The sequence below is a fragment of the Gemmatimonadaceae bacterium genome (genome assembly GCA_036273715.1).
Taxonomy (GTDB): domain Bacteria; phylum Gemmatimonadota; class Gemmatimonadetes; order Gemmatimonadales; family Gemmatimonadaceae; genus JADGGM01.
The window spans coordinates 85735-93819 of the sequence record DASUHB010000038.1 but is presented as its reverse complement, the minus strand read 5'-3'; the positions used below and the strand labels follow the sequence as shown (position 1 = coordinate 93819).

Annotated in this window: 6 protein-coding genes; 4 read left to right on the top strand and 2 right to left on the bottom strand. The window is 69.4% G+C overall.

The genetic code is table 11. The features are described 5' to 3' along the window. Positions 1 to 337 (top strand): FtsX-like permease family protein (locus VFW04_09530; protein HEX5179559.1); only part of this gene is annotated, 337 nt, incomplete at its 5' end. 97 nt (positions 338 to 434) lie between these two features. Here VFW04_09530 and VFW04_09525 read toward each other — a convergent pair. Continuing rightward, positions 435 to 1346 carry an EamA family transporter gene (locus VFW04_09525; GenBank protein HEX5179558.1) on the bottom strand — a complete coding sequence of 304 codons (912 nt, stop codon included), beginning with the start codon at positions 1344 to 1346 and terminating at the stop codon, positions 435 to 437. 116 nt (positions 1347 to 1462) lie between these two features. Between VFW04_09525 and VFW04_09520 the strand changes: the two genes are divergently transcribed. The 3 genes from VFW04_09520 to VFW04_09510 all read left to right on the top strand — a co-directional run bounded on the left by VFW04_09520 (position 1463) and on the right by VFW04_09510 (position 7067). Then, positions 1463 to 2209, top strand: a complete 747-nt coding sequence (locus VFW04_09520; GenBank protein HEX5179557.1) for a uracil-DNA glycosylase family protein — start codon at positions 1463 to 1465, stop codon at positions 2207 to 2209. A gap of 48 nt (positions 2210 to 2257) precedes the next feature. Then, complete coding sequence (locus tag VFW04_09515; GenBank protein HEX5179556.1) at positions 2258 to 4726, top strand: ABC transporter permease; 2469 nt, start codon at positions 2258 to 2260, stop codon at positions 4724 to 4726. A 238-nt stretch (positions 4727 to 4964) separates the two neighbouring features. Continuing rightward, complete coding sequence (locus VFW04_09510; GenBank protein ID HEX5179555.1) at positions 4965 to 7067, top strand: pyrroloquinoline quinone-dependent dehydrogenase; 2103 nt, start codon at positions 4965 to 4967, stop codon at positions 7065 to 7067. Here VFW04_09510 and VFW04_09505 read toward each other — a convergent pair. Next, complete coding sequence (locus VFW04_09505; GenBank protein ID HEX5179554.1) at positions 7040 to 8071, bottom strand: NAD-dependent epimerase/dehydratase family protein; 1032 nt, start codon at positions 8069 to 8071, stop codon at positions 7040 to 7042. The genes VFW04_09510 and VFW04_09505 overlap by 28 nt on opposite strands. Positions 8072 to 8085 lie beyond the last annotated feature (14 nt).

The following is an 8085-nucleotide window of genomic DNA, read 5'->3' as shown; positions in this document are numbered from 1 at the left end:
GGCGGTCGGGTTGTACGGCGTGCTGGCCTACTCGGTGGCCCAACGGACGCGCGAGATCGGCGTGCGCATGGCGCTGGGCGCGGACGGCGGCACGGTGCAGCTCATGGTGCTGCGCCAGGTCGCGGTGATGACGTTGATCGGAGGCGTGATCGGTATCGCCGGCGCGATAGCGTTAGGCCGCGCCGCGCAATCGCTGCTGTTCGAGCTCAAAGGACACGACCCGGTGGTGATGGCGTTGTCCGCGGCGGTGCTCACCGCCGTGGCGCTCGCCTCGGGATACATCCCGGCGCTGCGCGCGTCGCGCATCGATCCGGTGCAGGCGCTGCGGTACGAATAAGACAGGCGGACAGAACGGACCGGCCGGACACGACGGAGACGGTGGACACGGTGATGTGGACCGGTCATGGCCAACCTCGAGCGCGCGGCCCGGGCAGTCAGTCGTCGGCGGCCGGCATGCGAATGCGCGCCGGCCGCCAGGACACCTGCGTGCCGATCACCGCCAGGAGCACGAGGAACATGCCTGCAATGACGCGGGCGTCGATCTGCTCGTGCAGCAGCAGCCATCCAAGCAGGACGGCGATCACCGGATTGACGTACGTGTAGGTGCCGACTACCGTCGCCGATGCGTGCGCGAGCGCGTAGTTGTAGGCGCTGTAGCCTAACAATGAGCCGAACACGATCAGGTAGGCGAGCGCGCCGGCGCCGGACGCCGTGAGATGGAAGCTCGGTCCCTCGCCCACCGCGAGCCCGAGCGCGGTGATGACGGCGCCGGCGACAATCATTTCGACGGCGGCGCCGAGGTACGTGCCCACCCGTGGATGGCTGCGGCTGTAGTAGACGGCGCCGGCCGCCCAGAGCAGCGTACCCAGCGTCAGGATGGCGGGGCCGCGCCAGTCGGCGCGGGCGAGGTCGGCGGGGGTGAATCCCACGAGCACGATCGTGCCCAACAGGCCTAACGCAAGCCCGGCGACGACGCGCCGCGACAGCGCGCTCGCGCCGCGCGACGTCAGGGTCTCGAACACCGCCGTCCACACCACCGCCATCACCACGAACACGCTGGCGACGCCGGCCGCCGTGAATCGCTCGGCCACCACCACGCACGTGTTGCCGGAGAGCAGCAGCAGTCCGACGATAGCGAGGTTGCGCCAGTCGCGCGGCCGCGCCGGCATCGACTGGCCGGCCGCGCGCGCGCCAATGAACAGGATCACGCCGGCGATGAAGAACCGCACGCCGGCGAACAGCAGCGGCGGCAACGTGCGATCGCCGATTCGAATCGCGATGTAAGTGGAACCCCACAGAATGCACACGACGACATACGCGAACAGCACTTTCCCACGCAGCACCACGGATCTCCCACGAACAGGTGGACGAACGCAAATTCCGCGAACCGCTGTCGCGGCCGGAATCGAACTGGTAGGCCGGGCGCAGCACACCGACAAGCGCCACTCTTACAAGATGACAGATGACCAGTCTCTCCACCATCGCGCGCGATCTGCGGCGTGACACCGCCCGACTCGAGTTCGGGCCGCCGGTGGCGTTCGTGTATCACCCGCTCGACTACGCATGGGCCCCGCATGCGCGATATCTCGAACGCTACGGCTCGTCGGCGCCGCGCGAGGTGATTCTCGTCGGCATGAATCCGGGCCCGTTCGGCATGGCACAGACGGGCGTCCCGTTCGGCGAAGTCGCGATGGTCCGGGATTGGTTGGGCATCGAGGCGCCCGTTAGGCAGCCGGCGCGCGTGCACCCGCGGCGTCCCGTGGCCGGCTTCGCCTGTCCGCGCAGCGAGGTGAGCGGCCGGCGCTTCTGGGGCTGGGCGCGCGACCGGTTCGGTACGGCCGAGCGATTCTTCGAGCAATTCTTCGTCTGGAACTACTGCCCGTTGCTGTTCCTGGAAGCGAGCGGGCGCAATCGCACACCGGACAAACTGCCGGCGGCGGAACAGCGCGCGCTGTTCGCCGCCTGTGACCGTGCACTCGAGCGCTGCATCGACGCGCTCTCGCCGCGGGTGGTGGCCGGTCTCGGACGCTTCGCCGAATCGCGCGTGCGCCGGGTGATTCCGGAAGGCGTCGTCACCGGCGGCGTGTTGCATCCGAGTCCCGCCAACCCGCGCGCCAACGCGTCCTGGGTACGCGACGCCGAGCAAGACTTGCGACGGCTCGGGATCAAACTGCCTCCGTCGCGTAAGAGTCCCGTCAAACCGGGTTGACATCCGCGGGCCGTCACGCACGTTGTGACCGGCCCGACAGGAGCGTGCATGCAAGCCGGTAGCGGTCCGCGCCACACGCGGGCGTTTGGTCAGTGGACTGAATTTCTCGCGCAGGACGTCCGCGTGGCGTGGCGGTCGGCGCGCGCCCATCCGCTCTTCACGGCGATCGTGGTTCTCACCATCGCACTCGGCATCGGCGCGAACACGGCGATTTTCAGCGTCGTGGACGCGGTGCTGCTGCGTCCGCTGCCGTTCGCGCACGGCGAGCGCATCGTGTCGCTGTGGGACACGAATCCCGACAAGACGGTGCTGCGGTTCGGCGTCTCGCTGCCGGATTTTCGCGATTGGAAGGCCCGCACGCATTCGTTCACCGGCATGGCGCTCTACGCCGGCGGCCTAACGAGCATTGCCGGACGCGACGGCCCCGAGAGCGCGACGTCGCTCGTCGTGACGCCCAACTTTCTCGATGTGTTGGACGTCCACCCCGTGCTCGGCCGCTCCTTCGGGCCGGACGATGTGCGAGGCGAGACGAGCAATGCGGTGTTGATCAGTTACGGTTTCTACCAGCGGCACTTTGGCGGGCATCGCTCGGCGCTCGGCTCGCAGCTGTCGATCAACGGGCGACTGCGCACGGTGATCGGCGTGCTGCCGCGGAGTGCGGACCTGCTCGGGCCGGCATTCGTCGGCGCTCCGCTCGACGTGATCACGGTGGTCGAATTCACGACGTATTCGGCGGTCGAGCGCCACGCGCAGCATCTGTTCGGCGCCATCGCGCGTCTCGCGCCCGGCGTGACGGTCGACGCCGCGCGTGCGGATCTGTACAGCGTCGAAGTGCAGGTCGCGCACGAGAATCCCGAGATCGCGGGATGGACGGCCAGCGTGTTCCCCTTGAGCGAGGACTTGTCGTTAGGCACGCGCGCGCCGCTGCTCGTGCTGCTCGGCGCGGCGATGCTCGTGTTGCTGATCGCGTGCGCGAACGTCGCCAATCTGCTGCTCGTGCGCGGCGCGGCTCGCGGGCGCGAGATCGCGGTGCGCCAGGCGTTGGGCGCCTCGCGCGGGCGGTTGATGACGCAGCTCATCGTCGAGAGCGTGCTTCTGGCGGCGGCCGGGGCGGCCATCGGTGTGGCGATGGCCGGGGTCGCGCTGCGCACGCTGCGCAATGCCATCCCGGCCGGCGTGATTCCCCGCACCGGCGGCTTCGGCCTCGATGCCGGCGTGATCGCGTTCGCGCTGGGATTGAGCCTGTGTTCGGCGGTGCTGTTCGGGGTGTGGCCGGCCGCCCGCGCCAGCCTGCCGTCGTTAGGCAGGGCGCTCCGCGACGGCGGGCGCGGCAACACCGGAGACGGGCGCGCGCATCGGACCCGCCGCCTGCTGGTCATCGGCGAGCTGTCGCTCACCGTGGTGCTGGCGGTCTGCGCCGCGCTCGTCGCGAAGAGTCTGGCGAGGATGATGCGCGTCGATCCGGGCTTCCGACCCGAGCACGCCATCACCGCGCAGATCACTCTCGGCTCCGGGTATCCGGATTCCACGGGGATTGCGTTTTATCGGTCGCTGCTGAGCGACCTGGATGCCCGCCCCGACATCATCGCCGCCGGCGCCACCGACACGCCGCCCCTGGTGGGCGGCGGGGTGTTCACGTCGATCCGGCTGGTGGGCCAGCCGCCGCGTCCGCCTAACGATCCGCTCATGAGCACCATTCGCTTCGTGACGCCCGGGTTCTTCCGCGCCATGGGCATGCGCATGCTCGGCGGACGCGATGTCGCGTGGGATGAGGCAGCGCCGACGATCGTGCTCAGCCGCACGGCCGCGCGAACGTTCTGGCCGGCCGCCAGTGCCATCGAGCAGCAGATCGCGTTCAACACGCAGCCGACGGGCTACCAGATCGTCGGCGAAGTGAACGATGCGGCGCAAACGAGCCTGGCGTCGCCGCCCGCGCCGGTGGTGTACGTCTCGATGCGGCGCTCGGTGCGGTTGTTACACACCATGACGCTCGTCGTGCGCGGGCGCGGCAACGCGGCATCGCTGACGCCCATCGTTCGGGAAGCCGTGCACGACATTGACCCCGGCTTGCCCATCTACAACGTGCAGACGCTGCAGTCGATCGTCGATCAGTCGGTGGCGCAGCCGCGCTTGAACGGCGCGCTCATGGCCGTGTTCGCGATCGCGGCGCTGCTGCTGGCTGCGTTAGGCCTGTACGGCGTCGTTTCGTATTCGGTCACGCAGCGCCGGCAGGAGCTCGGCCTGCGCGTGGCGCTGGGCGCCCAGCCGGGCGCCGTGCTGCGCCTGGTCCTCGGTGAAGGCGTCGCCCTCGCGAGCGTCGGCATCGCCATCGGCGGCATCGGCGCATTCTTCGCCGCACGGATCATCCGGTCGTGGCTGTTCGGCGTCGGACCGACAGACCCGGCGTCCTTCGCGGGCGTCGCGGTGCTGCTGGCCGGCGTCGCCATCGCCGCCAGCTATCTGCCGGCGCGCCGCGCGTCCCGGGTGAGCCCGCTCATCGCGATGCGCGGCGACTGATGCGCGGGGCGGACGCCGCGCGTCCGCCGCACGACACGGCTCGACCGAAGGCTGCAACGCGCGGGAGACTCGGGACCCGCGCCCCGACTCTCTGCGCAGCCGTTCACACCTGCCTGCATCTCGGTCGTCATCTACGTCATCCGGCTCGCCGTCGTACGCCGTAGCCGCGCCGCATCTACGCCACCGTTTCCGCCGGTCCCGGTGATCTGACGTAGCTCCCGGATCGTCGCCGGCTTGCATGCTCCATCGCGCCACGCTGCTCCTGCCTAACGCGATGCGGAGACATGCCATGCAACGGCTCATGATCCGATGGATGCCCTACCGGCTTCGCCTGATCGCTTCGACGGCGCTCGTCTGTGCGCTCATGGCGTTCACGAAGTGGCTGAATGAGTCCAGTCCGCGGCTTGCCGTTCCCGCTCACATCATCCGCGGTGATCCCGCCCGGCTCCGCTCGCGCGAGCCGCGCAACCATCCGCTCCCTGCGCCCGTGACCTGGGCCATCGAAGGCGGCCAGGGCGGCGATCACTATTCCGGGCTCGCCGACATCACGCGCGCCAACGTCGAGTCGCTTCAGGTGGCGTGGGTCTACCGCACCGGCGATGTCTCCGATGGTCTGAAGGAGGGCAGCGGCCCATCGACGGCATTCGAGTCGACGCCGCTCCTCCTCAACGGACTGCTGTATCTCGCCACACCGTCATCGCGCGTGGTGGCGCTCGATCCCGAGCGCGGCACCGAGCGTTGGGCATTCGACGCGCATCTCGATCGCGCGTCGCTGTCCCGCGACGAAGTCACCGTGCGCGGCGTCGCGGCCTGGATCGATTCGACGCTCGCCCAACGAACGCCCTGCCGCACGCGCATCTTCCTCGGCACGTTCGACGCGCGGCTGATCGCGCTCGATGGCGATACAGGACAGCCGTGCGCCGATTTCGGTACCGCGGGCTCGGTCGATTTGCACGCCGGTGTGCGCGGAGGCGAGGCGTTCGCGCACGAGTATCACGTCACGTCGCCGCCGGTGGTCGTGGGCGATGTGGTGATCGTGGGGTCATCCGTCTTCGACAACGTCAGGGTCGATGCGCCGAGCGGCGTCGTGCGTGCCTTTGACGTCCGCGATGGAAGTTTGCGTTGGGCCTGGGAGCCGCTCGCGCGCTATCGCAGCCATCCGGTCGGCACCGATGATTTTCAGTCGGGCGCTGCCAACGCGTGGGGACTCTTCACTGCCGACCCCGCGCACGATCTGGTGCTCATTCCGACCGGCAGCGCGAGTCCCGATCACTTTGGCGGACAGCGTCCAGGCGACGATCGCGACGCGAACTCCATCGTGGCGCTGCGCGCATCGACGGGCGAGGAGGTCTGGGCGTTCCAGCTGGTTCACCACGACTTGTGGGATTATGACGTCGCGGCGCAGCCGGCCCTCGCTACCGTCATGCGCAACGGCGTCGCCGTTCCCGCCGTGGTGGAGGCCTCGAAGACCGGCATGGTATTCATCCTCGACCGCCTAACGGGAATGCCGTTGTTGCCGGTGGAAGAGCGGCCCGTGCCGGCGAGCGACGTCCCGGGCGAACGTGCGTCGCCGACGCAGCCGTTCGCGGTGTTCCCGCCGCCGGTGACGCCCCAGGGGCTCAGCCCCGAGGACGCGTGGGGCCTCACGCCGGTCGACCGACGTGCGTGCGCCGAACGCATTCGTTCGCTCCGTTCCCAGGGCATTTTCACACCGCCGAGCGTGCGCGGCTCGGTGGTGAATCCCGGATTCTTGGGCGGAGTCAACTGGGGCGGCGTCGCGGTCGACTCGCTTCGTGGCCTGGTGGTGATGAACACCATCCGGGTGGCAACGGTCGTGACGCTCCTGCCGCCCGGCGATGCCCAACGGAGCAGCGGACAGGACGCCGACGTCGCGCCGGATATCGGGGCGCCGTACGCCAGTCGCCGCGAGCTGCTGCGGTCGCCGCTCGGCTTGCCGTGCAGTCCGCCGCCATGGGGAACGCTGGTCGCAATCGACCCCGGCGCCGGAACCATTCGATGGCAGGTGCCGATCGGCACCATGAGCGATTACGCGCACGTCCCGGCACCGGCGGCGTGGGGATCCCCGTCGTTAGGCGGCCCGTTGGTCACGGCCGGCGGCGTGGTCTTCATCGCCGCCGCGATGGACCACGACCTGCGCGCCTACGACGTGGAGACCGGCCGCCAGCTGTGGGCCGCCGCGTTGCCCGCGTCGGCGCAGGCATCGCCGATGACGTATCGCGCGCGCCCCGGCGGACGGCAGTACGTCGTCATTGCCGCCGGCGGACACCACCTCATGCGCACGCGACTCGGCGACTACCTCGTCGCATTCGTGCTCCGATGATGCGCCTTCCACCACCGAAACGCGTCGGCGACGCCGATATCGGGCGTGACCGTCGGCTGCCAGTGCAGCTCGCGCCGCGCGCGATCCTCGACGAACGGATTGTTCTTGGTGAGCAGATCGAGCGTACCGCCGGCGTGCCGCGACAGATCGCGCCGACCCACAGCGACGAGCGCCGCCTCGAGTGCGCCGAACAACACGCGGCCGGCTCCGATCGGAATCGATGGCGCGAACACGCGCCGCTCGAGCCCGCGGGCTGCGTACCGCACCAGATTCGCGACGGTGAGCGGGTAGTCGCACGTGAGGTTGTAGGTCCGGCCATCGGCTTGTGGATTCGTGGCTGCCAGGATCGCGCCTTCGGCGACGTTGCGTGCGTGCACGAGCGGAAGCCGCGTCGTCCCGCCGCCGATCAACGGGAAAACGCCGCGACTCAACACGACCGCGACCCGCGGAACGAACTGGCGGTCCCGGTCGCCGTACATCGGCGGCGGCCTAACGATAGCCGCCCGTACGGCACCGTCGGCGTGGGCGCGCATCACGACGCGCTCGGCCGCCTGCTTCGATCGGCCGTATGCGTCGTGCTGGGGCAACGCGGGCAGCACCGCCGTCTCATCGAGCGGCGCGCGCTCATACCGCGAATCTCCGTACACCGCCGTGCTGCTGACGTAGAGCAGTCGCGCGCCGTTCGCGGCGCACGCGTCGATGACGTGCTGCGTGCCATCGACGTTAGCAGCACGGAACGTGTCCCAATCTGCCTCGGGGCCGATCGCCGCCGCAGCATGGAACACCACATCGCATCCAGCTGTCGCATCCCGCAACACCTGCGCGTTCGCAATGTCGCCCTCGACCAGGTTTGCGCCCAACGGAGGCAACCACGCGGCGCGCGCCGCGTCGCGTACCAGGGCGCGCACGCTGCAGTCGGCAGCTGCCAGGCATTGGACGACGTACGACCCGAGCATCCCGGTCGCTCCGGTGACCAGAGCGCGGCGCAGCGGCAGCGTTTCCACGCTGGGATGATGAC